Raw genomic sequence first — 23,157 nt, 5'->3', positions numbered from 1 at the left:
CTTTCGAAGGAGAAAAATCACACCCCCGGCTGGCGCTAAGGCCAGGCGGGGGCGTGATTATCTGCTTAAGCCTGCCCTTCTGCCAGGAAGAACCAGGTTTCCAGGACAGAATCGGGGTTCAGCGACACGCTTTCGATGCCCTGCTCCATCAGCCAGCGGGCAAGGTCGGGGTGATCCGAAGGGCCCTGGCCGCAGATGCCGATGTACTTGCCAGCCTTGTTGCACGCCTGGATGGCGTTGGCCAACAGCTTCTTCACCGCCGGGTTTCGCTCGTCGAACAGGTGGGCAATGATGCCCGAGTCCCGATCCAGCCCCAGGGTGAGCTGGGTGAGGTCGTTGGAGCCGATGGAGAAGCCATCGAAGAACTCCAGGAACTCATCGGCCAGCAGCGCGTTGGAGGGCAGCTCGCACATCATGATGACGCGCAGGCCGTTGTCGCCCCGCTTCAGGCCATTGCTGGCGAGCAGGTCCACCACCTGGCTGGCTTCGCCCAGGGTGCGCACGAACGGCACCATGATTTCCACGTTGTCCAGGCCCATGGTTTCACGCACACGCTTGAGGGCGCGGCATTCCAGCTCGAAGCAGTCGCGGAAGGACTCGCTGATGTAGCGGGAGGCACCGCGGAAGCCCAGCATCGGGTTTTCTTCTTCCGGCTCATACAGCTTGCCGCCGATGAGGTTGGCGTACTCGTTGGACTTGAAGTCCGACAGGCGCACGATCACCTTTTTCGGATAGAACGCGGCAGCCAGGGTGCTGATGCCTTCTACCAGCTTCTCGACGTAGAAGCCGACCGGGTCGTCGTAGCCGGCGATGCGCTTGTCTACGCTGTCCTTGATTTCCACCGGCAGGTCGGCGTAGTTCAGCAGTGCCTTGGGGTGCACGCCGATCATGCGGTTGATGATGAACTCCAGCCGCGCCAGGCCTACGCCGGCGTTCGGCAGCTGGGCGAAGTCGAATGCGCGGTCGGGGTTGCCCACGTTCATCATGATCTTGAACGGCAGCTCCGGCATGGCATCGACGGAGTTCTTCTTGATGTCGAAGCCCAGCTCGCCTTCGAAGATGTAGCCAGTGTCGCCTTCGGCGCAAGACACCGTCACGCCCTGCCCGTCCTTGAGCAACTGGGTGGCATTGCCGCAGCCCACCACGGCAGGAATGCCCAGCTCACGCGCGATGATCGCGGCGTGGCAGGTACGCCCGCCGCGGTTGGTGACGATGGCGCTGGCGCGCTTCATTACAGGTTCCCAATCCGGGTCGGTCATGTCCGACACCAGTACGTCACCGGGCTGCACCTTGTCCATTTCGGACACATCACGGATCACCCGCACCTTGCCGGCGCCGATGCGCTGGCCAATGGCGCGACCTTCCACCAGCACCGTGCCCTTTTCCTTGAGCAGGTAGCGCTCCATCACGTTGGCACTGGAGCGGCTTTTCACGGTTTCGGGGCGGGCCTGCACGATGTACAGCTTGCCGTCATCCCCGTCCTTGGCCCATTCGATGTCCATCGGGCGGCCATAGTGCTTCTCGATGATCATGGCCTGCTTGGCCAACTCGCTCACTTCGGCGTCGGAGAGGCAGAAACGCGCGCGCTCGGCCTTGTCCACATCCACGGTTTTCACCGAGCGGCCAGCCTTGGCCTCATCGCCGTAGACCATCTTGATGGCCTTGCTGCCCAGGTTGCGGCGCAGGATGGCCGGGCGGCCCGCTTCGAGCGTGCCCTTATGGACATAGAATTCATCAGGGTTCACCGCGCCCTGCACCACGGTTTCACCCAGGCCATAGGCGCCGGTGATGAACACCACGTCACGGAAGCCCGACTCGGTGTCGAGCGTGAACATCACGCCTGCGGTACCGGTTTCGGAGCGGACCATGCGCTGCACGCCTGCCGACAGGGCTACCAGCTTGTGGTCAAAACCCTGGTGAACCCGGTAGGCGATGGCGCGGTCATTGAACAGCGAGGCGAACACTTCCTTGGCGGCGCGGATCACGTTTTCAACGCCACGGATGTTCAGGAAGGTTTCCTGCTGGCCGGCGAAGGACGCATCAGGAAGGTCTTCGGCGGTGGCCGAGGAGCGCACGGCCACGGCGATGTCCGGATTGCCTTGAGACAGCAGGGCGAAGTGCTCGCGGATTTCGTTGTTGAGCTGCTCGGGGAACTCGGCTTCCATGACCCATTGGCGGATCTGGGCACCGGTACGCGCAAGGGCGTTGACGTCATCCACGTCCAGGGCGTCGAGGGCGGCGTGGATCTGGTCGTTCAGCCCGCTCTGCTCAAGGAAGTCCCTGTAGGCCTGGGCAGTGGTGGCGAAGCCACCCGGTACCGATACACCGGCGCCCGCGAGGTTACTGATCATCTCGCCCAGGGATGCGTTTTTGCCCCCCACGTGCTCCACATCATGGACGCCGAGCTTATCGAGGGAAACTACGTAATCTACCAAGGTGATGTCTCCGCAAAAGGATTTGGACCAGGCGCCTTCATGGCGCCCTACGGGGCACAGTGGCCCGAGTCTTCGAAATGCGTGAGAATGCGAGACTCGAGCCCAACGAAACGGGCCGATGATATCTCAGGATTCTTCCGCAGCCTAAGCCCCGGGGCGCAAATGAAACGATCAGCTTTCTTTATCTCTGACGGCACCGGCATCACTGCTGAAACGCTTGGCCAGAGTTTGCTCGCGCAATTCGAAACCATAACCTTCAACAAGTTCACCCGCCCCTATATCGACAGCGTGGAAAAAGCGCGGGCAATGGTGCAACAAATCAACGCCGCGGCGGACCGCGACGGGGTACGACCGATCATATTCGATACCATTGTGAATCAGGACATTCGCGAGATTCTCGCCACCTCCAATGGCTTCATGATCGACATCTTTTCCACCTTCCTGGCGCCGCTGGAACTGGAGCTGGGGTCCCATTCCTCCTACTCCGTGGGCAAGTCCCATTCCATTGCGCGCAACTCCAACTACATGGATCGCATCGAGGCGGTGAACTTCGCGCTGGACAACGACGACGGCGCCCGTACCCATTATTACGACAAAGCCGATTTGATATTGGTGGGCGTGTCGCGATCAGGCAAGACCCCGACGTGCCTGTACATGGCAATGCAATTCGGGATCCGCGCGGCCAACTATCCGCTCACCGAAGAAGACATGGAGCGCCTGCAGTTGCCCACCGTATTACGTGCTCATCGGCATAAGCTGTTCGGGCTCACCATTGACGCTGATCGGCTTACCGCGATCCGCCATGAACGCAAGGCCAACAGCCGTTACTCAAGTTTTGCCCAGTGCGAATTCGAAGTGCGCGAAGTAGAGAGCCTGTTCCGCCGGGAGAATATTCCAAATATCAACTCCACGCATTTTTCGGTAGAAGAAATATCCGCAAAGATTCTCGTGGAAATGGGCGTGGAAAGGCGCTTCAAATAACAGGCTCGTCTCTGGCAATGGCACATGCGACCGTAGATAAGTTGTCACCGGATGTGCCGACACGCTGCAGGCGTCGCATCCATGGCATGATGGCACCGTGCTTCAACTGGCGCCATAAAACCACCGTGCTAGAATGCGCCGCCCCGAAAGGCCGGCCGTTGGCTGTTCCTTCCGCCCTGACAAGCCACTGCCCAGGTCACATGAGATCACCCAGACTCCCTTCCCTGCTCGGCCTGCTGCTGGTACCCGGCCTGGGCCTGGCCTCAGAGAAAACTACCTACGGCCTGAACGAGTATGCACGCCTGGACGAGATAGACCTCGAGGTTGCGGCCAAGCTCGATACAGGCGCCATCACCGCTTCGCTCAGCGCACGGGACATCAAACGGTTCAAGCGCAACGGCGAGTCCTGGGTACGGTTTTATCTGGCCATCGACGAAGCCCATCAGCATCCCATCGAGCGCCCGCTGGCCCGGATCAGCCGGATCAAGCGGCGCGCCGGCGACTATGATCCGGACGCAGGCAAGCACTACACGGCGCGGCCGGTGATCGCGCTCAACGTGTGCATGGGCAAGGCCATGCGGCGCATAGAGGTGAACTTGACCGATCGCAGCGCATTCCAATATCCGCTTCTGGTGGGCTCCGAAGCGCTCAAGCGGTTCGACGCCCTGGTCGACCCTGCCTCGAAATACACCGCCGGCAAGCCCGCCTGCGGCCCTGACGTTTCCATCGCCGAGTAGCCTGAATGCGTTCGCTCACCCTTCACCTCAAGCTGCTGATCCTGATCCTGCTACTGCTGGGCGCCGGCATCACGGGTTACCAGATTTTCGCGCTCGGCATCCCGGTTTCGGAGGACGAAACCGACGACCTGTGGAACATCGACGCCAAGGTGGAATTCGTGCCCACGCCGAAAACCCCGGTGAAGGTGCAGATGTACGTACCGCCGCTCACCAGCGACTACGTGAGCCTTAACGAAAGCTTCATTTCCAACAACTATGGCGTGAGCGTCAATCGCATCGACAGCAACCGCAAGGTCACCTGGTCCTCGCGGCGGGCGTCGGGCAACCAGACCCTTTACTACCGGCTGGTACTGACCAAGCGCTACAGCAACGAGAAGCCCAAGTACAAAGGCGCGATGTTCCGCGACAGCCTGGTGCTGGAGGGCCCGGAAAAGATCGCCGCCGAAGCTTTGCTTGCGCCGATCCGCCAGCACTCGGCGGACGTGGAAACCTTCATCAGCGAAACCATCCGGCGGGTGAACAACCTCAACGACGACAACGTGAAGCTGCTGCTTGCGGGCGACCCTTCTCCCCAGCACAAGGCCAGCGTGGTCGACCTCCTGCTCTCCATTGCCCATGTGCCGATGGAGCGCGCCCACACGCTGCGCCTGGTAGCCGATCAACCGCAGTCGCCCGAGCTGTGGTTGCGCAGCTTCAATGGCAACACGTGGTTGTACTTCAACCCCGATACCGGCGAGCAGGGCCTGCCCGCCGATCGCCTGTTGTGGTGGACCGGGGACGATCCGCTGGTCACCCTCGAAGGTGGCAAGAAGGTCACCGTCACGTTCAGCCTCAACAATAGCGAAATGAACGCCATCCGCCTGGCCAAGCTCACGGACGAAAGCACCGACGCCGACTTCCTCGCCTACTCGCTGTACAGCCTGCCACTGCAAACCCAGCAAACCTTCATGGTGATGGTGATGATCCCCATCGGGGTGCTGGTGATTCTGGTGCTGCGCAACCTCATCGGCCTGCAAACGCTCGGCACCTTCACGCCGGTGCTGATCGCCCTGGCGTTCCGGGAAACCCAGCTGGGCTACGGTATCGTGCTGTTTACCCTGATCACCGCGCTGGGCCTGTCGCTGCGTTCGTACCTGGAACACCTGAAGCTGCAAATGCTGCCGCGGTTGTCGGTCGTGCTCACGTTCGTGGTGGTGCTGATTGCCGCCATCAGCCTGCTCAGCCACAAGCTGGGGCTTGAACGCGGGCTGTCGGTGGCGCTGTTCCCGATGGTGATCCTCACCATGACCATCGAGCGGCTGTCCATCAGCTGGGAAGAGCGCGGCGGTGCCCATGCGATGAAGGTGGCGGCGGGCACCCTGCTGGCCGCGTCGCTGGCCCACCTGCTGATGACCGTGCCTGAGCTGGTGTACTTCGTGTTCACCTTCCCCGCCGTGCTGTTCATCCTCGTTGCCTTCATGCTCGCCATGGGGCGCTACCGGGGCTACCGCCTCACCGAGCTGCTGCGTTTCAAGGCGTTCGTCAAGGATCGCGAGGCAGGCGCCTGATGTTCGGACTGTTCAGAACCTGGAAGGCCCTGCAGGCACGGGGCATCATGGGCATCAACCGACGCAACGCCGACTACGTGCTCAAGTACAACGACCGGCGCCTTTATCCCGTGGTGGACGACAAGATCATCACCAAGGAGCGGGCGATCGCCGCCGGCATTCAAGTGCCGGAGCTGTACGGCATCATTTCCACGGAGAAGGAAATCGAGCGGCTGGACCAGATCGTGGGCGATCGCCCGGATTTTGTGATCAAGCCTGCCCAGGGGGCTGGCGGTGACGGAATCCTGGTGATCGGAGATCGCTTCGAGGATCGCTATCGCACGGTGTCGGGCAAGATCGTCAGCCGCTCGGAGATCGAATATCAGATTTCAAGCATCCTCACCGGCCTGTATTCCCTCGGCGGGCACCGGGACCGGGCGCTGATCGAATACCGGGTGGTCCCCGATCCGATCTTCAAAAGCATCAGCTATGAAGGCGTGCCGGACATCCGCATCATCGTGCTGATGGGTTACCCGGTAATGGCGATGGTTCGCCTGCCCACTCGGCAGTCCAACGGCAAGGCCAACCTCCATCAGGGGGCGATCGGCGTTGGGGTAGACCTCGCCACTGGGGTTACCTTGCGTGGCACCTGGCTCAACAGCATCATCCATAAGCACCCGGACACCACCAATGACGTTCAGGGCGTACAGCTGCCCTATTGGGACGGCTTCATGGCCTTGGCGGCCGGCTGCTACGAGCTGTGCGGCCTGGGCTACATCGGCGTGGACATGGTGCTGGACCAGAACCAGGGCCCGCTGATTCTCGAGCTCAATGCCCGCCCGGGGCTGAACATCCAGATTGCCAACGACTGCGGCCTGGCCCATCGCACCGAAGCCGTCGAAGCCCATGTGAACGCACTGAAGGCCGACGGGCGCAGCGAAACGCCCGAAGAGCGCGCCCGCTTCGCACAAGCGGCATTTGGTCACGTGCGCCCCTGAATGGCTGGAGGCGCATCGGCCTTGGCACTACAATCGGCGCCCCTGCGTAACCCGCCGATGCCCTCATGCCCAGCTGTAGCCTGCACTCCCTGCCGTACCTGGCAAGCCCCGCCAGGTACTTTGCCGCTATCCGCCATGCACCCGGTGCCATCCTGCTCGACAGCGCCAGGCCAGTTGCCGAGCGCGGCCGCTTCGACCTGCTCAGCGCCTGGCCCGTAGCAACCCTGCAGCCGACCCTGGACGAAACCGGCGCGGCGTACTTTCAGCGGCTGCGATTGGCGCTGGCCAGCCTGGGGCCCGCCGAGCTCCCGGCAGCGTGTGAGCTGCCTTTTGCCGGTGGGCTGATCGGCTACCTGGCGTACGACTTTGGCCGGCGCCTGGAAGCCCTGGCCGAGGGCCCCGAGGCCGAATTCAACCTGCCAGACGCCCAGCTGGGGGTTTATAACTGGGCATTGACCAGCGATCACCTCAGAAAGCAAAGCTGGCTGGTGTTTCATCCGTCGCTGGCAACCCACGAGCGGGAACGCTTGATCGGGCTGTTCGAGGCCTCGATCGATAACCCGCCAGGGCCGTTCCGCCTCACCAAAGCCTTCACCCATGAGGTCAGCGAGTCGGCGTACCAGTACGCGTTCGATCAGGTACAGGCCTACATCCGAGCCGGTGATACCTATCAGATCAACCTCACCCGCAGGTTCAGCGCAACCTGCGAAGGTGACGCCTGGGCGGCGTACCTTGCCCTGCGCCGCGCATGCCCCACGCCGTTCTCCGGGTTCATGCAGGTGGACGCCGACACCGCTATCCTCAGCCATTCCCCGGAGCGGTTCGTGCGCATACACGACCGGGCAGTAGAAACCCGGCCGATCAAGGGCACCCGCCCGCGCGGCCAGAACGCAACGGAAGACGCAGCCCAGGCGGCGCAATTGCTGGCCAGCAAAAAGGATCGGGCAGAAAACCTGATGATTGTGGACCTGCTGCGCAACGACCTGGGCCGCAATTGCGCCATCGGCAGCGTGCGGGTGCCGGAGCTGTTCGCGCTGGAGTCCTACCCCAATGTGCACCATCTGGTCAGCAGTATCGAAGGCACCCTTGCCAGCGGCCGGGACGCCCTGGACCTGCTGGCGGGCAGCTTCCCCGGGGGCTCGGTAACCGGCGCGCCGAAGATTCGCGCCATGCAGATCATCGATGAACTGGAAGCCCATCGGCGAGCCATTTACTGCGGGTCGTTTCTGTACCTGGACGTGCGCGGCAACCTGGACAGCTCCATCGCCATTCGCACCTTGCTGATCGAACGCGGGCGCATTGCCTGCTGGGGTGGCGGCGCCGTGGTGATGGACTCCCAAGCCGATGACGAATACCAGGAGTCGCTGATCAAGGTAAGGGTGCTGCTCGATACCCTCGAAGCGTTGCAGGGCTGATCCAGCAACCGCCCGCACAATTTGATAACCTTGCAGCCATTCGAGCGCGACAAGCGCCAGCACACTGGAACCGCCTGATGAACCACCTCTTTGATGTCGCCGAAGCGGCGGCTGGTTATGCGAGCAAATCCCCGCAGGATGTACTGAAGCTTGCGTTCGAGCACTTCGGCGACGACCTGTGGATATCCTTCAGTGGCGCCGAAGACGTGGTGTTACTGGACATGGCCTACAAGCTGAACAAGCAGGTGAAGGTATTCACCCTCGACACCGGCCGACTGCACCCGGAAACCTACCGCTTCATCGAGCAGGTGCGTGAGCACTACGGTATCCCTATCGAGATTCTGTCCCCCGACCGCGAAGCCCTTGAGGCCATGGTGAAGGAAAAGGGCCTGTTCAGTTTCTACCGCGACGGCCACGGCGAATGTTGCGGCATCCGCAAGATCGCGCCCCTGCGCCGCAAGCTGAGCACCGTTCGCGCCTGGGCCACCGGCCAGCGCCGCGACCAGAGCCCCGGCACCCGCAGCCACGTGGCGGTGGTGGAAATCGACACAGCCTTCTCCACGCCGGAGAACACCCTGTACAAGTTCAACCCGCTGGCGCAGATGACCAGCGAGGAAGTATGGGCCTACATCCGCATGCTGGAGCTGCCGTACAACAGCCTGCATGAGCGCGGCTTCGTCAGCATTGGCTGCGAACCTTGCACCCGCCCGGTATTGCCTAACCAGCACGAGCGCGAAGGCCGCTGGTGGTGGGAAGAAGCGACCCAGAAGGAATGTGGGCTGCACGCTGGCAACCTGATCGCCAAGGTGTAGCGAAGGCCTTATTCGCGAGCTGCGCCTGCGGCTTCGCCGGAAGGCCGGCCCCCGTCTCCTACATCCGCACTTTTCAGCCTATGGGAGCCCTGCTACAGCGCCAACCCCACCAGCAGCACCACCTCCAGGCACTCGAGCATCGCGCCCGCAGTGTCGCCGGTGGTGCCGCCCAGGCGGCGCAGCAGCAGCCAGCGCAGCCAGGCAAACGCCGCGATCCCTGCCAGCAACACGCTGCCCAGGCTCAGCCAACTCGCCAGCAAGCACCCGGCCAATACGACCCAGCCGGCCGTGCGCGGCAAGTGATTGGCCAACGCCTCGCCCAGCCCGCCTGCCCGAACGTACGGCGTGGTGAGAAACACGCCTAGCAATGTGGCCCGCCCGAGCACCGGGACTATCCACCAATGATCGCCAGGCGCCGCCTGCAGCACGGCCGCCAATGCTGTGAACTTCAAAAGAAGCAGCACGATCAACGCCACGACGGCCATCGGCCCGCTGCGCGGATCTTTCATGATGGCCAGGGTGCGCTCCCGGTCGCCGTAGCCACCCACCCAGGCGTCCGCCGTGTCAGCGAAGCCATCCAGATGCAACCCGCCAGTGAGGAAGATCCATACAGCGAGCAGGATCGCCCCGTGCAACAGCAACGGCGAGCCAGCCAGTAACGAATCCACACTCGCTAGTACCGCAGCGAACAGCAGCCCCACTGCCGGATACCACAACAGCGACCGGCCGGTTTCCGCGGGCGTGGGCATACGTCGCAGCCGCACCGGCAGGCTGCTCAAAAATTGCAGGGCAATCCACCACGGCATCACAATGCCACCAACGCACCGGCATCAGTGATGCCGACCCGATGCAGGGCGCCATGAGCCACTTCCACCTGCAGCAGGTCGCCGTCGGGCAAGCCTCGGGCGCGCGCTAGCAGCAGCCGCATCACCCCGGCATGGCTTACAACCAGCAAGTGCTTACCTGGGTGTTCTTCTACCAATGCTGCCAGCGCGCTTTCGATCCGCGCGGTGAATGCCAGGAGAGGCTCCCCGCCAGGCGGCGTGTAAGCGAACGGGTCCTGCCAGAAGCGCCCCAGCGCCTCGGCCTGGTCCACCATCAGGTCGGCCGCGCTGCGCCCTTCCCATTCACCGAAATGCAGCTCGCTCAGGCCGGGCACGGTGGTGCAGGGCAATTCCAGCCTCTGCGCCAAGGCGCAAGCAAAGGCCGCGCAACGTTGCAAGGGTGAAGTGACAATGCCATCCCAAGGGCCCTGCTCTTCCACCGCAGCCTCCAAGGACGCCCATCCAGCAGGGGTAAGTGCGTCATCCAGGCTACCCCGGAAGCCACCGCCCCGCTCGGTTTCGCCGTGGCGTAACAAGTCGAGCCACAGCTTCATGCCGGGCGGTCCGCCACGGCCGCCTCGGCAAACGTGGCCATGCCGCCATGCAGCTCACACGCCAGGCGCATCAGCGGTACCGCCAGTGCTGCGCCACTGCCTTCACCCAGGCGCAAGCCGAGCGCCAGCAATGGCTCGGCACCCAAGGCCTGAAGTACACGCTTGTGGCCAGGCTCAGCCCCCTGATGCGCGAAGAACAGCCACGGCTCGCAGCCGGGGTTCAGGCGCATGGCGACCAGCGCGGCCACGGAGCAGATGAACCCGTCCACTAGCACGGCCACGCCCGCCTGGGCGGCACCGATGTAGCTACCCACCAGCGCGGCGATCTCGAAGCCGCCAAAGCAAGCGAGCGTGCTCAATGGATCGCTGGCCTGTTGCTGGTGAAGACGGCGGGCGGCTTCGATCACTACGGCCTTGTGCGAAACCCCCTTGGCATCCAGGCCGGTGCCTGGGCCTACCAGTTCGGTGGCCGGGCAATCCAGCAGCACGCAGCCCAGGGCGCTGGCTGCAGTGGTATTGCCAATGCCCATTTCGCCACCCACGAACAGCTGGGCCCCCGCGGCTGCCGCCTCCTGAGCGGTCTCCCGACCGACTTCCAGCGCCCGAGCGCACCGTTGCTCGGTCATGGCCGGGGTTTGCGCGAAGTTGCGAGTGCCTGCGCCAAGGCGCACCTGTCGCACGCCGGGCAGATCCAACGGCGCGACGGTGCCAAGATCTACTACCGCCATGTGCGCGCCCAGGCTGCGGGCCAATACACTGATCGCCGCGCCACCGTTGATGAAGTTGCGCAGCATCTGGCCGGTGACGGCCTGCGGATAAGGCGATACCCCCTCGGCCACAATGCCGTGATCCCCGGCGAACAGCCCGATATGCACCTCGGCAACGCGCGGGTGCGCCTGCCCCTGCAGCGCGGCAAGCCGTACAGCAATGGCTTCGAGCTGGCCAAGGGAGCCTGCGGGCTTGGTGAGTTGGCGCTGGCGCTCAAGCGCGCCTTCAGCGAAGCGTGCGTGCGGTGTGGCGCAGGGCTGCTGCCACCAGGCAGTGGTCATGGAGTGGGTCCTTTAAGGGTAAGAGGAAGGCCGGCAACGGTGAGCACTACCTGATCGCAGCGCTCGGCGATGGCCTGGTGAAGCCAACCGGCCTCATCCACGTATCGGCGGGTGAGCTCGCCGAGCGGTACGATACCCATGCCGGTCTCGTTGCTCACAAGAATGATTTCGCCGGGCAGCTCTGCCAACGCCGCCAACAGGGCGTCGCGCTCGTCGGCCATGCGTTCAGGGCTGTCCAGCATCAGCAAGTTGGTGAGCCACAGGGTAAGGCAATCCACCAGCAGGCAATGCCCCGGGGCGGCATGGCTGGCCAGGGCGCTTGCCAATGCGAGGGGCTCCTCGACCAGTGCCCAATGAGCGGGGCGCCGCGCTTGATGAAGGCGTACCCGCGCGTCCAGCTCGGCGTCCCGGGGTTCGCTGGTGGCGATATAGGTAACGGCCAGGCCGCTGGCGGTTGCCAGGGTTTCGGCCAGCCGGCTTTTGCCGGAGCGAGCGCCGCCCAGAATCAGTCGCAACATGTCAGGGCTCCCCCGCGCACAGGTCACGCAACCGGGCAGTGTCCATGTGCTGTTCAACGAGGTCGGCCAGCCGCTCGATGTCGCGCTCGCGCAGCGCGTCGTAGTCCAGCTGCGTCGCGCCCTCCAATCCCGCCCAGCGCAGCACGGCGGCGCAGGCCTCAGGCTCCTCGAACAGCCCATGCACGTAAGTACCCATCACCTGCCCGTCAGCACTCACAGCCCCGTCGCCGCGCCCAGGTGTCAGCCACAGGGCGGGCCGCGCAAGATCCGGGCCCTCGCTCACGCCGGCATGAATTTCATAACCCCGCACCGGTGCATCGTCGAACAGCAGCCGACCCTGCACGTTGCGCAGCTGCTTTTCCGCCGCCAGGGTGGTTTCCAGCGCCAGCCAGCCAAGGCCCTGGCTGTTCCCGGCGGGGCCTTCGATACCCAAGGGGTCGGCGATGCGCGTGCCCAGCATCTGCAAGCCGCCGCAAATCCCCAACACCTTGCCGCCGTAGCGCAGGTGACGAGTGATCGCTTCTTCCCAGCCACTATCCCGCAACCGGGTCAGGTCGGCCCGCACGCTCTTGGAGCCCGGCAGTATGATCAAGTCGGCAGGCGGCACTGCCTCGCCCGGGCGGATAAAGCTCAGCGCCACCTGCGGGTGCAGGCGCAACGGGTCGAAATCCGTGTGGTTGCTGATACGCGGCAGCACTGGGACTACCACCCGCAGCAGCTCGCCTTCCTTGGCGGGCTGGCGACTGTCAACGGCGTCTTCGGCTTCCAGATGGAACTCACTCAGGTAAGGCAGTACGCCCAGCACCAGTTTGCCGGTATGCGCTTCCAGCCAGTCCAGCCCGGGCTGGAGCAGTGCCAGGTCGCCACGAAACCGGTTGATCACAAAGCCCTTCACCCGCGCCTGCTCGCGTTCGGAGAGCAGCGCCAAGGTGCCGACCAAGTGGGCGAACACCCCGCCCCGGTTGATGTCAGCCACCAGAATCACCGGGCAATCCACCGCCTCGGCGAAGCCCATGTTGGCAATGTCCCCTGCGCGCAGGTTGATTTCAGCGGGCGAGCCGGCGCCTTCTACCACCACCACTTGGTAGGCTGCGTTCAGGCGCGCATGGGATTCCAGCACAGCGCGCATGGCGGTTGCCTTGTAGCCGTGATACCGCAGCGCGTTCATATTGCCCACGGCCTGGCCGTGAATGATCACTTGCGCGCCGGTATCGCTGTTGGGCTTGAGCAGCACCGGGTTCATATCGGTATGCGGCGCCAGCCCGCAGGCCTGGGCTTGTACCGCTTGCGCCCGGCCGATTTCGCCGCCGTCGGCGGTTACCGCGCTGTTCAAGGCCATATTCTGTGGCTTGAACGGCGCCACCGTGACGTTCTGCCGGCGCAGCCAGCGGCACAGCGCCGTCACCAGCGTGCTTTTGCCTGCGTCCGACGTGGTGCCTTGCACCATTAACGTAGCCATCAGGTTTCCTTGTTGAACGCGGCAAGCCCTTCATCGAGCCGCTGCCAGTGAGCGGCTTCGAATGGCAGGCCGAAGCGCAGGCTGGACGTAGCACGGAACAGCCGCACCAGAATGCCCTGCCGGGCGAGGTGAAGGTACAGGGCTTCGGCCTGGTGGGTGCGCACCCACTGGAACAACCCGCAGCCGCCGGCTGGCGGCCAGCCGTGATCACTCAACATCGCCGCCAATCGGGCAGCGGCGACATTACAGCGGTCGACCTGCTGGCGATGGCCCGCGTCATCAAGCAGGCAGGCTTGCCCCAGCACACGGGTGGGCCCGCTCACCGCCCAGGGGCCCAGCTGTTCCGCCAAGCCGGCCAGCAAGCGGGCTTCGGCCAGCACAAAGCCCAGGCGCACCCCTGCCAGGCCGAAGAACTTGCCGAAAGAGCGCAGCACGATCAGGCCAGGCAGGTTTGCCTCTGCAGCCAGGCTATAGGCCGGCGTAAGATCCATGAAGGCTTCGTCCACAACCAGCCAGCCGCCGCGGGCAGCAAGCCGAGCGTGCCAGGCAAGCAGGCGTTCACGCTCGAACAGGCGGCCGGTGGGGTTGTTCGGGTTGACCAGCACCAGTACATCCAGCCGGTCCAGGTAGCCCTCGACCTCGTCGTCGCCGATTTCACGTACCACATGGCCGCCTTTGCGCCAGGCTTCGGCATGCTCGGCGTAACACGGCGCCAGCACGCCGACCTTGCCGCTGCGACGTAGCCGCGGCAATGCCTGAATCGCGGCCTGAGAGCCTGCCACCGCAAGCACCTGTTCGGCACCGTAGTAACCACAGGCGGCCGCTTCAAGGCCGTCGTCGGTTTCTGGCAGGCGAGCCCAGGCGGCGACAGGTATTGGCGGAATAGCCCAGGGCCAAGGCGCGATCCCGGTGGACAGGTCCAGCCAGGCCGGGACTTCGATGCCGAACTCCCGCGCCGCGGCCTGCAAACGCCCGCCGTGTTCAAGCATAGAATTGCCCCCCTATACAAATGAGCAGCAGCCATAGCCATACGCCCCGCTGCACCAGCGCCCAGGCCCGCTCGATGGCCCCGGCATCCGGCTCCGGGCCTTCGCCCAGTTGTGGGCGCTCGTGCAGTTCACCGTGGTAAATGGCGGGCCCACCCAGCGCTACGCCCAATGCACCCGCACCGGCGGCCATCACCGGGCCGGCGTTGGGGCTATCCCAGAGCGAACCCTGGCGCCGCCAGCAACGCAGCGCCAGCGCCGTCTTGCCCAGCACGGCATAGGTGAGCGCAACGAGCCGGGCTGGAATGAGGTTCAGCAGGTCGTCAATGCGCGCGGCAGCCCAGCCGAAACGTTCGAAGCGCTCGTTGCGGTAGCCCCACATGGCATCCAGGGTATTAGCCAGGCGGTACAGCACTACCCCGGGCACGCCGCCCAATACAAACCAGAATAACGCGGCGAATACCGCATCGCTGCCGTTCTCCAGCGCGGACTCGGTGGCGGCCTTGGCTACGCCGGTAGCGTCCAGTGCGTCGGTGTGACGGCTGACCAGCCGGCTTACGCGCTCGCGTGCCTTGGCCAAGTCGCCTTCGCGCAATGCGCGAGCCACGGGCTGCAGGTGCTCACCGAGGCTACGCAAGCCCAGCGCCCAATACAGCACCAGCACTTCCACCACGCCGCCAATCACGGGTAGCCAGGAGAGCAGCGTCAGTACCAGCACTGGCGGCACCACCGCCATCAGCCAGGCCGTGACGCCGTGGCTGCGCCAACCATGGCCGGCAGAATTGAAGCGCCGCTCCAGCCGCTGGGCCAGGTTGCCGAAGCCCACCAAAGGGTGCCAGCGGCGTGGCTCCCCCAGCAGCGCGTCCAAGGCTACTGCCGCAACACACGTAAGGGCCAGGCTCACGGCTGTGCCCCCCAGGTATCCTCGAACAGCAATTCATGCAATGGGCGTTCGCGCGCCCACCCTTCGAGCACCAGCATGGGCGCTGCATAAAAATCAGCGACCGGCCCGAGGCACAACACCGCGATGGGCCGGGCGCCGGCCGGCATGTTCAACAATTCACCGAGGCGCTCGGGATCGAACAGCGACACCCAGCCCATGCCCAGGCCCTCGGCGCGGGCCGCCAGCCACAGGTTTTGCACGGCACATGACAACGACGCCAGATCCATCTCCGGCAGGGTACGGCGGCCGAATACATGCTGCTCGCGCCCATCGCCCAAGGCGACTATCAGCAGTTCGGCGCAATCACGCACGCCTTCCACCTTGAGTTTCATGAAGTCGTCCGAGCGCTCACCCAAGGCCTGGGCCGTGTTCAGCCGCTCGGTTTCTACCAGCTGATGGATGGCTTCGCGCAATTCAGGGCGGCGAATGCGAATGAACCGCCACGGCTGCATCAGGCCCACGCTCGGCGCCTGGTGGGCGGCGGCAAGCAAGCGGTGGAGTACCTCGGGGGCTACTTCACCACCGGTGAAATGGCGCATGTCCCGGCGTTCCGAGATGGCGCGGTACACCGCCGCCCGCTCCGCCTCGCTGAAGGCGTGCTCAGTCATGGGCCGGGCCTCCGGGCTGTAACAGTGCCGCGGCCGCTGCCAGGTTCGAAGGGAAATAAAAATGTACGTAGGAGGCCGTGAGCCTGCCGCAACGGTACACCGCCTCGGCACCCCGCCCGCCGTTGGGGCTGCGCCCGCGGGCAATCGCTTCCCATGGCGTGGTAGTCAATGAATGATGGTAGGTATGGCCACGCAGGATCCCTTCGTCCAGCTGCACTTCCTGCAGGGCCAGCGCGGCAAGGCGCTTTTGCAGCGTGGCCTCGCCTGGCATCAGGCCAAGCAGCGCCGCCCGCTCGCCATCTACATCCGTAAGGCCTTCGAGCAGGTAGAGCATGCCACCGCATTCAGCCAGCAACGGCTTGCCCGCTTTATGATGGGCACGAATGCTTTCCAGCATGCCGGTATTGGCAGCCAGGCGCTGGTGGTGCAGCTCCGGGTAGCCGCCAGGTAAATACAGGCTGTCACAGGGGGGCAGCGCGGTATCGCTGATGGGCGAGAAAAACCGCAGTTCTGCTCCCATCGCACGCAGGGCGTCGAGGTTGCCGTTATAAAGGAACGCAAACGCCTGGTCTCGTGCCACCGCCACGCGCACGCCTGCAAGCAGCGGCGCCACTACTTCATTTTCCGGCGGGTAGAAGCAGACCGGTGCCGGCAAGGCGTCATCGCAGGTGGCCGCCAAGGCTTGTGCCGCCGCATCCAGCCGACGGTCCAGGTCTTCGAGCTCGCTGGCTTGTACCAACCCGAGGTGGCGGCTAGGCAAGCCGATGGCTTGTTCACGTGGCAGGCCACCAAACCAGCGCAGGCCTTCTGTGAGGCTATCGCGCAGCAGCTGGCCATGGCGCTCACTGCCCACCCGGTTGGCAAGCACGCCCGCGAACGGCAGCTCCGGGCGGTACCGCGCCAGCCCCAGCGCCAACGCGCCGAAGGTTTGTGCCATGGCGGTGCCGTCGATCACGCCGAGCACCGGCACACCCAACTCGATGGCCAGGTCTGCGCTCGACGGGGTGCCATCGAACAGCCCCATCACCCCTTCCACCAGAATGAGGTCGGCGGTTTCGGCGGCTTCCCAAAGCAGTCGGCGGCTTTGCGCGGCCCCTACCATCCACAGATCCAGCTGATACACCGGGGCACCGCTGGCGCGTTCGAGAATCATGGGGTCGAGAAAATCCGGGCCACACTTGAACACGCGCACCCGCAGCCCGCGATTGCGATGCAGGCGGGCCAGCGCGGCGGTCACGGTGGTCTTCCCCTGGCCCGAGGCCGGAGCGGCAATCAGTACCGCTGGGCAGTGGCGCGGCGTACTCACCACTCGATGCCCTTTTGCGCACGGATGCCGGCCTGGAAGGCATGTTTGATCAGCCCGAGTTCACTCACGGTGTCGGCGGCTTCGAGCATTTCCGGTTTCGCCGCGCGCCCGGTGACAATGGCATGCTGCAGCGGCGGACGGGCCTTCAGGTCCGCTACCACCCTCTCGACGTCCAGGTAGCCGTGCTTGAGCGCGATATTCAGTTCGTCGAGCAGCACGAAATCCACGGCGGGGTCGCCCAGCAGCTCTTGGGCTACCTGCCAGGCCGCTTCGGCGGCAGCGATGTCACGCTGGCGGTCCTGGGTTTCCCAGGTGAAGCCTTCGCCCATCACATGGAAACTCACTTCATCGGGAAAGCGGCGGAAGAACGCCTCTTCGCCGGTGGTCTGGCGGCCCTTGATGAACTGCACCACGCCACAGCGCATACCATGGCCCAAGGCACGCGCCAGCATGCCGAAGCCCGAGCTGCTTTTGCCTTTGCCATTACCGGTCAATACCAGCAGCACACCACGCTCGTCCGCGGACGCGGCGATGCGGGCATCGACTACGGCTTTTTTCCGCGCCATGCGGGCCTGGTGGCGCTCGTCGCGCTCGGGGGATTCGTTCATTGCTGCTCTCCGCTCGCTCGCGGGTGCGCACCAACGCTGCGCCAACGCCACAAAGGGCGGGCAGCATGACGTCAGTGCCGCTCTCACCCGCGCGGCGATCTGTTAATCAACGGGCGGGGCTCGCACCGTATCAGGGGTTTCAGGCCGGTCTCCGGGCTCATGAGCGGGCGCTGCCCCACTCGCGCGCCTTCCCGGTTGCCCAGTGGCCCATGCGCGAGCGTTGACTCATCTACCGTTGCGGGGGCAGCGCCGGCATTGCTCGTGGCGAACCGCCCGATGCTGACCGGCTTCCCTGTTTCACCCTGGCAAGCGAACGCCGCCCGGGCACCTGAAACAATCGGCGAAGGGTAAGGGGTTGGCCCGGTAGCGTCAATCAAACATGTTGAACCTCCGCCGCCTCGCTGCCTCTACGGTACATACCTTGGTTGCCAGGAAGCTGATCATGCCCTTCTCCCGCCTCGCCCTTACCGTCTTGATCGCCGCCAGCGTTGCAGGCTGCGGCGAAAGCTCGAAGCTACAGGTGTCCGATGGCACTGGCCCGGCGCCCAAGCTGCCAGAGCCCAACAAAACCCTGATGCCCACGGTGAACATTGCTCCAGCGGTGGGCTGGCCGGAAGGGGTGAAGCCCAAGGCAGCGCCCGGCACGCAAGTGAGCGCGTTTGCCGAAGGCCTGGACCACCCGCGCTGGCTGTACGTACTGCCCAACGGCGACGTACTGGTGGCTGAAACCAACTCGCCACCCAAGCCCGACGACAGCAAAGGCATTCGCGGCTGGGTGATGAATAAAGTGATGGGCCGGGCCGGCGCGGGCGTGCCCAGCCCGAACCGGATTACCTTGCTGCGTGACAAGGACGGCGACGGCATCGCCGAAACACGCGAGGTGTTCCTGCAGAACCTGAATTCCCCGTTCGGCATGACCCTGGTTGGGCAGGACTTCTACGTTGCCGATACCGACAAAGTCCTTCGTTTCAAGTATCAGCCCGGCGCTACCCACCTGGAGGGGAACGGCGAAACCGTTACAGACCTTCCGGCCGGCACGCTCAACCATCACTGGACCAAGAACATCATCGCCAGCCAGGACGGCAAAAAGCTGTATGTGACCGTGGGCTCCAACAGCAATGTGGCGGAAAACGGCCTGGACCAGGAGCAAGGCCGCGCCGCGATCTGGGAAGTAGACGCAGCCAGTGGGCAGAAGCGCCTGTTCGCCACCGGTTTGCGCAACCCGAATGGGCTGGCTTGGGAACCCCAGACCGGTAAACTCTGGACCGCCGTGAACGAACGCGACGAGATCGGCAGCGACCTGGTGCCCGATTACATTACTTCAGTAAAAGACGGCGCCTTCTATGGCTGGCCGTTCAGTTACTACGGCCAACACGTGGATGCGCGCGTAGAGCCCGGCGACGCGGCCATGGTGCAAAAGGCAATCGCACCGGATTACGCGGTGGGCCCGCATACGGCCTCGCTGGGCCTGGCCTTTGCCCAACCGAACCAGCTGCCCGCGCCCTTCGACCATGGCGCTTTCATTGGCCAGCACGGTTCCTGGAACCGCAAGCCGCACAGCGGCTACAAGGTACTGTTCGTGCCGTTCGCCAACGGCATGCCTACCGGCCAACCGGTGGACCTGCTGACCGGTTTCTTGAATGACAAGGAAGAAGCCATGGGCCGCCCGGTGGGCGTAATTGGCGATAACAAGGGTGGGTTGCTGGTGGCCGACGATGTGGGCAACAAGATCTGGCGCGTGACGCGGCAGTAATTGCGGACTCGCGGGGCGGTGAGCAGCCGCCCCGGCTGTTATGGCGTAGCGGTTTGCGCCAAACGCTCGGGCTGGATCACCCGCTTGGCATCCAGGTAGGCCTTCTGCCAATAGGGCTTGTCGAGGTAATCCAGCCGCACCGTGCCGCCGGTACGCGGCGCATGCACGAAACGCCCCTCCCCTACATAGATCCCCGCATGGCTTACCTGGCCATTGCCTTGGGTAGAGAAAAACACCAGGTCCCCTGAACGCAGCGCGTTGCGATCAACGCTGGGCGCATGCATGGCAATCAGATCCCGGGTGGAGCGCGGCAGGGCGATATTGGCAGCGTCCCGGTAGACGAAGCCGATCAGGCCGCTACAGTCGAAGCCCGAATCAGGCGTGTTGCCACCCCAGCGATAAGGCGTGCCCACCAAACCAATGGCCCGGAACAGCACGTCGTCGGCCTTTACCGAAGAATAGTCGGTGGGGTCGAGAATAACCGGGCGAGGCACTACCGCCACCGGCGCGGGCTTGGGCGGTGGAGGGCTTGCGCAGGCGGCAAGCAGGATAAGCGGCGCAAGCGCCAGAGTGCGCAAACGGGAGAAAGCCATGGGCGGGGTTCCGAGTTCGACTGCCGATGAAGAATAGCGCTTAACCCGCTGTATTCCATAAAAAAGGGCAGCGAAAGCGTGACCGCTCGTCGCTGCCCTTTATGGACCGACTGGCTTACTTGCGGGCGACCTCGGAAACGGGCGCCATGGCCAGCATACGCTTGGCCTCGATGTAAGTTTTGCTCCAGTAACTATCGCCCAGGTTGTCCACCCGCACTCCACCACTGCGGCGGCTGCTGGAATGGATGAACTGGTCGTCGCCCAGGTAGATGCCGGCGTGGCTCACGCGGCCGCGGCGGCCGGTGGTGCCGAAGAACAGCACATCACCCGGCTTCAGATTGTTGCGAGCTACCAGCGGCGCTTTTACGTTGATCATTTCGCGACTGGAGCGTGGCAGGGTCATGCCTGCTTCTTCGCGGAACAGGAAATTGATGAAGCCAGTGCAGTCGAAGCCGTTCTCAGTGGTACCACCGAAGCGATAACGGGTACCGATCAACGATTTGCCACGCTCCAGAATGCTGTCAGCCAGCAGGGGCAAGCGGTACGGTCCGTTGCGGGAGAAAGCGGCGAGGTCATCCTTGTCGGCGACATCGTCTTCGTCGAACAAGGAAGCTGTTGCCGGGGTAAGACTATGAGGCTGCGCTACAGGAGCGCGCTCGGCGGTAACGGGGGTGGACACCTGCTGTTGCGAAACCGGTGACTGGGCTGCGCAGCCGAACAGCAGGGTAACAAGTGCAAGAGGCACGAGGGGTGCGAAGCGATTCAGCATGGGCACGACCGTGTCAGTAAGTGGATGAAGGGGCGAATATGCCTTCTATCGGCACCATTTGCAAATTTTATAGAACATTTTGTGACTTATGGTGCCAACGGTCACATCTAACGCGAAATTGCCGGACCAGAGCACTGGGCGCGAACCGCTGGAGGGCTGTAACTCTTTGAACTACAGCCATAAATTCCAAGCTGACCGCAAATCGATGCGAACTGTGCGCCGAGCCAGGATTGCCGCTCGGCTAATCCGCCCCGCTTGGAGATAGCTTAAAACTATCAAGCAAGCGTAGCGATCCCTGCGCCAGCCCTTTGGCGGCACAAAGATGACGGAGAATATAGCAAAAGCCCTGCCAGGCCGAGGGTTATTTGGTAGAAGTGGGACAGGCGGCTACCAGCCGAGCGTTTCCTTGAGGAAAGGGATGGTGAGCTTGCGCTGCGCCTGCAACGAGGCCTGATCCAGGCGCTCGAGCAATTCGAACAGCGCGCTCATGCTGCGGCTACCACGGGTAAGAATGAAGTGCCCTACCTCATCAGTAAGGTGCAGGCCACGGCGCGATGCCCTCAATTGCAGCGCACGAAGCTTGTCTTCATCCGAAAGCGGGCGCATCTGGAATACCAGCGCCAAGGTGAGCCGGGACTTGAGGTCGGCCAGCTTGACCGGCAACTCACGCGGAGAATGCGAAGCGGCGATCAACAAACGGCGGCCGCTGTCGCGCAGGCGGTTGAACAGGTGAAACAGCGCCTCTTCCCATTCCGCCTTGCCGGCGATTACCTGAAGGTCATCCAGGCAAACCAGCTCGTACTGCGCCAGGTAGTCCAGGATACCGACCCCGCGATCGAGCAGCTGCGCCAGCGGCAGGTACACCGCAGGCTGCCCCTGCTGCTCCATGCGAAGGCACGCCGCCTGCATCAGGTGCGTGCGCCCCACGCCCTGCTTGCCCCAAAGGTAAATGAGGCTTTCGGTCCACCCGGCATCCGCATCGCACAACCGCTCGACGTAGCCGAGCGCCGCAGCGTTGGCTCCGGGATAGTAGTTGACGAAGGTGGCGTCATCGCGCAGGCGCACACCCAGCGGGAGTTGGATCGGCTCTTTCATGCGTCCCGGGGATACGGCCTCAGCTCAAAGGGGGCAAATTCTAGCGGCTTGGCTGGAAGCTGCAAGCCTGACGCGTAAAGGGCCGCCAGGCAAGCACTCTGAGCATGTTCAAAGCTCCGGGTCTTCACCGCCGCCGTAAAGGTCCGATTGTTTGTACAACGTGTGCATGTGGCGGATGAGGACCATGATCACCGCCGCTACCGGCAGGGCCAGCAATACACCGGTGAAGCCGAACAACTCGCCCCCGGCCAGAATCGCGAAAATCACCGCCACCGGGTGTAACCCGATACGGTCGCCCACCAACAATGGCGTGAGCACCGTACCTTCCAACGCCTGGCCGATAGCGAACACAGCACCGATGGCCGCCAGGTGCCAGGGATCGAGCCCGAACTGGAACAGGCCGGCCGCCAGGGCAGCTGTGATACCGGTGATGAACCCCATATAAGGCACGATGGAAGCCAGGCCCGCCAGCACGCCGACCAACAGGCCCAGTTCCAGGCCGGTGAGCATCAGCCCCACCGAATAAATGGCCCCAAGCGCGAGCATTACCATCAGTTGGCCCCGCACGAAGGCACCCAGCACTTCGTGGCACTCTCGGGCCAGGGTCACGATCTGCTCTTCGCGCTGACGCGGCAGCAAGCCGCGGATTTTGGCCATCATCAGGTCCCAGTCGCGCAGCAGGTAGAACCCGACCACCGGGATCAGCACCAGATTGGCCAGCCAGCCGATCAGTGCCAGGCCCGACGCCGTGGCGCGCGCCAGTATCAGCCCAACGATGTCTGTGGTCTGGCCCATGTGGGCTGAAATCGCTTCCTTGATCTTGTCGAACTTCCAGAAGCCTTCAGCCAGCCCCAATCGTGCCTGTATCCAGGGCAAGGCGGATTGCTGCAACCAGTCGAGGAATTGCGGCGTAAGCTCATACAACCGTACCAGTTGCCTGGCCAGCATCGGGATGACCACCACCAGGGCGATCATCACGATAAGCGTGAAGAGCACGAACACCACCACGACCGACAAGGTGCGCGACAGCTTCAGCCTTTCCAGCCGATCCACCAGCGGATCGCCCAGGTAGGCGATGAGCATGCCGACCAGAAATGGCGACAAGATGGGGTGCAGTTCAAAGATGAGCGCACACAGGACCAGGGCTGCCCCCAACCAGAACCAGTGCTTTTTATCGGTCATACCCTG

The 23,157-nt window shown here is 63.7% G+C and carries 22 protein-coding genes and 1 riboswitch; of the genes, 7 read left to right on the top strand and 15 right to left on the bottom strand.

Going from position 1 to position 23,157, the window contains the following annotated elements:
* Positions 1-65 precede the first annotated feature (65 nt).
* Complete coding sequence (gene ppsA / locus LG385_RS05710; protein WP_225773113.1) at positions 66-2,435, bottom strand: phosphoenolpyruvate synthase; 2,370 nt, start codon at positions 2,433-2,435, stop codon at positions 66-68.
* A gap of 162 nt (positions 2,436-2,597) precedes the next feature.
* Between ppsA and LG385_RS05705 the strand changes: the two genes are divergently transcribed.
* The 6 genes from LG385_RS05705 to LG385_RS05680 all read left to right on the top strand — a co-directional run bounded on the left by LG385_RS05705 (position 2,598) and on the right by LG385_RS05680 (position 8,904).
* Positions 2,598-3,416, top strand: coding sequence for a pyruvate, water dikinase regulatory protein (locus tag LG385_RS05705; protein WP_181112596.1), 819 nt, complete (start codon positions 2,598-2,600; stop codon positions 3,414-3,416).
* A 200-nt stretch (positions 3,417-3,616) separates the two neighbouring features.
* Entirely contained in the window at positions 3,617-4,153 is a 537-nt protein-coding gene (locus LG385_RS05700; protein WP_225773111.1) for an ATP-dependent zinc protease, read from the top strand.
* Positions 4,154-4,158: 5 nt separating this feature from the next.
* Positions 4,159-5,700, top strand: coding sequence for an inactive transglutaminase family protein (locus tag LG385_RS05695; protein WP_225773109.1), 1,542 nt, complete (start codon positions 4,159-4,161; stop codon positions 5,698-5,700).
* Positions 5,700-6,677: an alpha-L-glutamate ligase-like protein gene (locus tag LG385_RS05690; RefSeq protein WP_225773107.1), complete on the top strand. Its 978-nt coding sequence runs from the start codon at positions 5,700-5,702 to the stop codon at positions 6,675-6,677. Before LG385_RS05695 ends, LG385_RS05690 begins: the two co-directional genes overlap by 1 nt.
* A 65-nt stretch (positions 6,678-6,742) precedes the next feature.
* Positions 6,743-8,092, top strand: a complete 1,350-nt coding sequence (gene pabB / locus LG385_RS05685; protein ID WP_225773105.1) for an aminodeoxychorismate synthase component I — start codon at positions 6,743-6,745, stop codon at positions 8,090-8,092.
* A 77-nt stretch (positions 8,093-8,169) separates the two neighbouring features.
* Entirely contained in the window at positions 8,170-8,904 is a 735-nt protein-coding gene (locus tag LG385_RS05680) for a phosphoadenylyl-sulfate reductase (RefSeq protein ID WP_181112606.1), read from the top strand.
* A gap of 92 nt (positions 8,905-8,996) precedes the next feature.
* Here LG385_RS05680 and LG385_RS05675 read toward each other — a convergent pair whose 3' ends face one another.
* From LG385_RS05675 to cobO, 10 genes are read right to left on the bottom strand one after another with little or no spacing between them, the layout of a single operon-like run.
* Positions 8,997-9,713: an adenosylcobinamide-GDP ribazoletransferase gene (locus tag LG385_RS05675; protein WP_225773103.1), complete on the bottom strand. Its 717-nt coding sequence runs from the start codon at positions 9,711-9,713 to the stop codon at positions 8,997-8,999.
* On the bottom strand, positions 9,710-10,282 hold the full coding sequence (locus LG385_RS05670) for a histidine phosphatase family protein (protein WP_225773101.1): 573 nt from the start codon (positions 10,280-10,282) through the stop codon (positions 9,710-9,712). The genes LG385_RS05675 and LG385_RS05670 overlap by 4 nt, the downstream gene beginning before the upstream one ends.
* Positions 10,279-11,331, bottom strand: a complete 1,053-nt coding sequence (gene cobT, locus LG385_RS05665; protein WP_225773099.1) for a nicotinate-nucleotide--dimethylbenzimidazole phosphoribosyltransferase — start codon at positions 11,329-11,331, stop codon at positions 10,279-10,281. The genes LG385_RS05670 and cobT overlap by 4 nt, the downstream gene beginning before the upstream one ends.
* Positions 11,328-11,849: a bifunctional adenosylcobinamide kinase/adenosylcobinamide-phosphate guanylyltransferase gene (gene cobU, locus LG385_RS05660; RefSeq protein WP_225773097.1), complete on the bottom strand. Its 522-nt coding sequence runs from the start codon at positions 11,847-11,849 to the stop codon at positions 11,328-11,330. The genes cobT and cobU overlap by 4 nt, the downstream gene beginning before the upstream one ends.
* 1 nt (position 11,850) lies before the next feature.
* Positions 11,851-13,308, bottom strand: a complete 1,458-nt coding sequence (locus LG385_RS05655; RefSeq protein ID WP_225773095.1) for a cobyric acid synthase — start codon at positions 13,306-13,308, stop codon at positions 11,851-11,853.
* Entirely contained in the window at positions 13,308-14,297 is a 990-nt protein-coding gene (cobD, locus tag LG385_RS05650) for a threonine-phosphate decarboxylase CobD (protein WP_225773093.1), read from the bottom strand. Before cobD ends, LG385_RS05655 begins: the two co-directional genes overlap by 1 nt.
* Positions 14,290-15,198: an adenosylcobinamide-phosphate synthase CbiB gene (gene cbiB / locus LG385_RS05645; protein ID WP_225773091.1), complete on the bottom strand. Its 909-nt coding sequence runs from the start codon at positions 15,196-15,198 to the stop codon at positions 14,290-14,292. Before cbiB ends, cobD begins: the two co-directional genes overlap by 8 nt.
* Complete coding sequence (bluB, locus tag LG385_RS05640; RefSeq protein ID WP_225773089.1) at positions 15,195-15,845, bottom strand: 5,6-dimethylbenzimidazole synthase; 651 nt, start codon at positions 15,843-15,845, stop codon at positions 15,195-15,197. Before bluB ends, cbiB begins: the two co-directional genes overlap by 4 nt.
* Positions 15,838-17,151 (bottom strand): cobyrinate a,c-diamide synthase, encoded by a 1,314-nt coding sequence (locus LG385_RS05635; protein ID WP_225773087.1) that lies wholly within the window; start codon positions 17,149-17,151, stop codon positions 15,838-15,840. Before LG385_RS05635 ends, bluB begins: the two co-directional genes overlap by 8 nt.
* On the bottom strand, positions 17,148-17,759 hold the full coding sequence (cobO, locus tag LG385_RS05630) for a cob(I)yrinic acid a,c-diamide adenosyltransferase (RefSeq protein WP_225773085.1): 612 nt from the start codon (positions 17,757-17,759) through the stop codon (positions 17,148-17,150). The genes LG385_RS05635 and cobO overlap by 4 nt, the downstream gene beginning before the upstream one ends.
* A gap of 124 nt (positions 17,760-17,883) precedes the next feature.
* Positions 17,884-18,106, bottom strand: a riboswitch (cobalamin riboswitch).
* Between the two features lie 95 nt (positions 18,107-18,201).
* Here cobO and LG385_RS05625 point away from each other — a divergent pair.
* Positions 18,202-19,512, top strand: a complete 1,311-nt coding sequence (locus LG385_RS05625; RefSeq protein WP_225773083.1) for a PQQ-dependent sugar dehydrogenase — start codon at positions 18,202-18,204, stop codon at positions 19,510-19,512.
* A 38-nt stretch (positions 19,513-19,550) separates the two neighbouring features.
* On the opposite strand, the gene LG385_RS05620 is transcribed toward LG385_RS05625, so the two are convergent.
* The 4 genes from LG385_RS05620 to LG385_RS05605 all read right to left on the bottom strand — a co-directional run bounded on the left by LG385_RS05620 (position 19,551) and on the right by LG385_RS05605 (position 23,151).
* Positions 19,551-20,105 (bottom strand): C40 family peptidase, encoded by a 555-nt coding sequence (locus tag LG385_RS05620; protein WP_181112630.1) that lies wholly within the window; start codon positions 20,103-20,105, stop codon positions 19,551-19,553.
* A 115-nt stretch (positions 20,106-20,220) separates the two neighbouring features.
* Entirely contained in the window at positions 20,221-20,874 is a 654-nt protein-coding gene (locus LG385_RS05615; protein ID WP_225773081.1) for a C40 family peptidase, read from the bottom strand.
* A 387-nt stretch (positions 20,875-21,261) separates the two neighbouring features.
* Entirely contained in the window at positions 21,262-21,969 is a 708-nt protein-coding gene (hda, locus tag LG385_RS05610) for a DnaA regulatory inactivator Hda (protein WP_225773079.1), read from the bottom strand.
* A 108-nt stretch (positions 21,970-22,077) separates the two neighbouring features.
* A complete protein-coding gene (locus tag LG385_RS05605) occupies positions 22,078-23,151 on the bottom strand; it encodes an AI-2E family transporter (RefSeq protein WP_225773077.1) in 1,074 nt (357 codons plus the stop codon).
* Positions 23,152-23,157 lie beyond the last annotated feature (6 nt).

Source organism: Pseudomonas sp. Marseille-Q5115, assembly GCF_916618905.1.
In the GTDB taxonomy this organism is placed as follows: Bacteria; Pseudomonadota; Gammaproteobacteria; order Pseudomonadales; family Pseudomonadaceae; genus Aquipseudomonas; species Aquipseudomonas japonica_A.
This window is presented reverse-complemented; position numbering and strand designations above follow the sequence as displayed.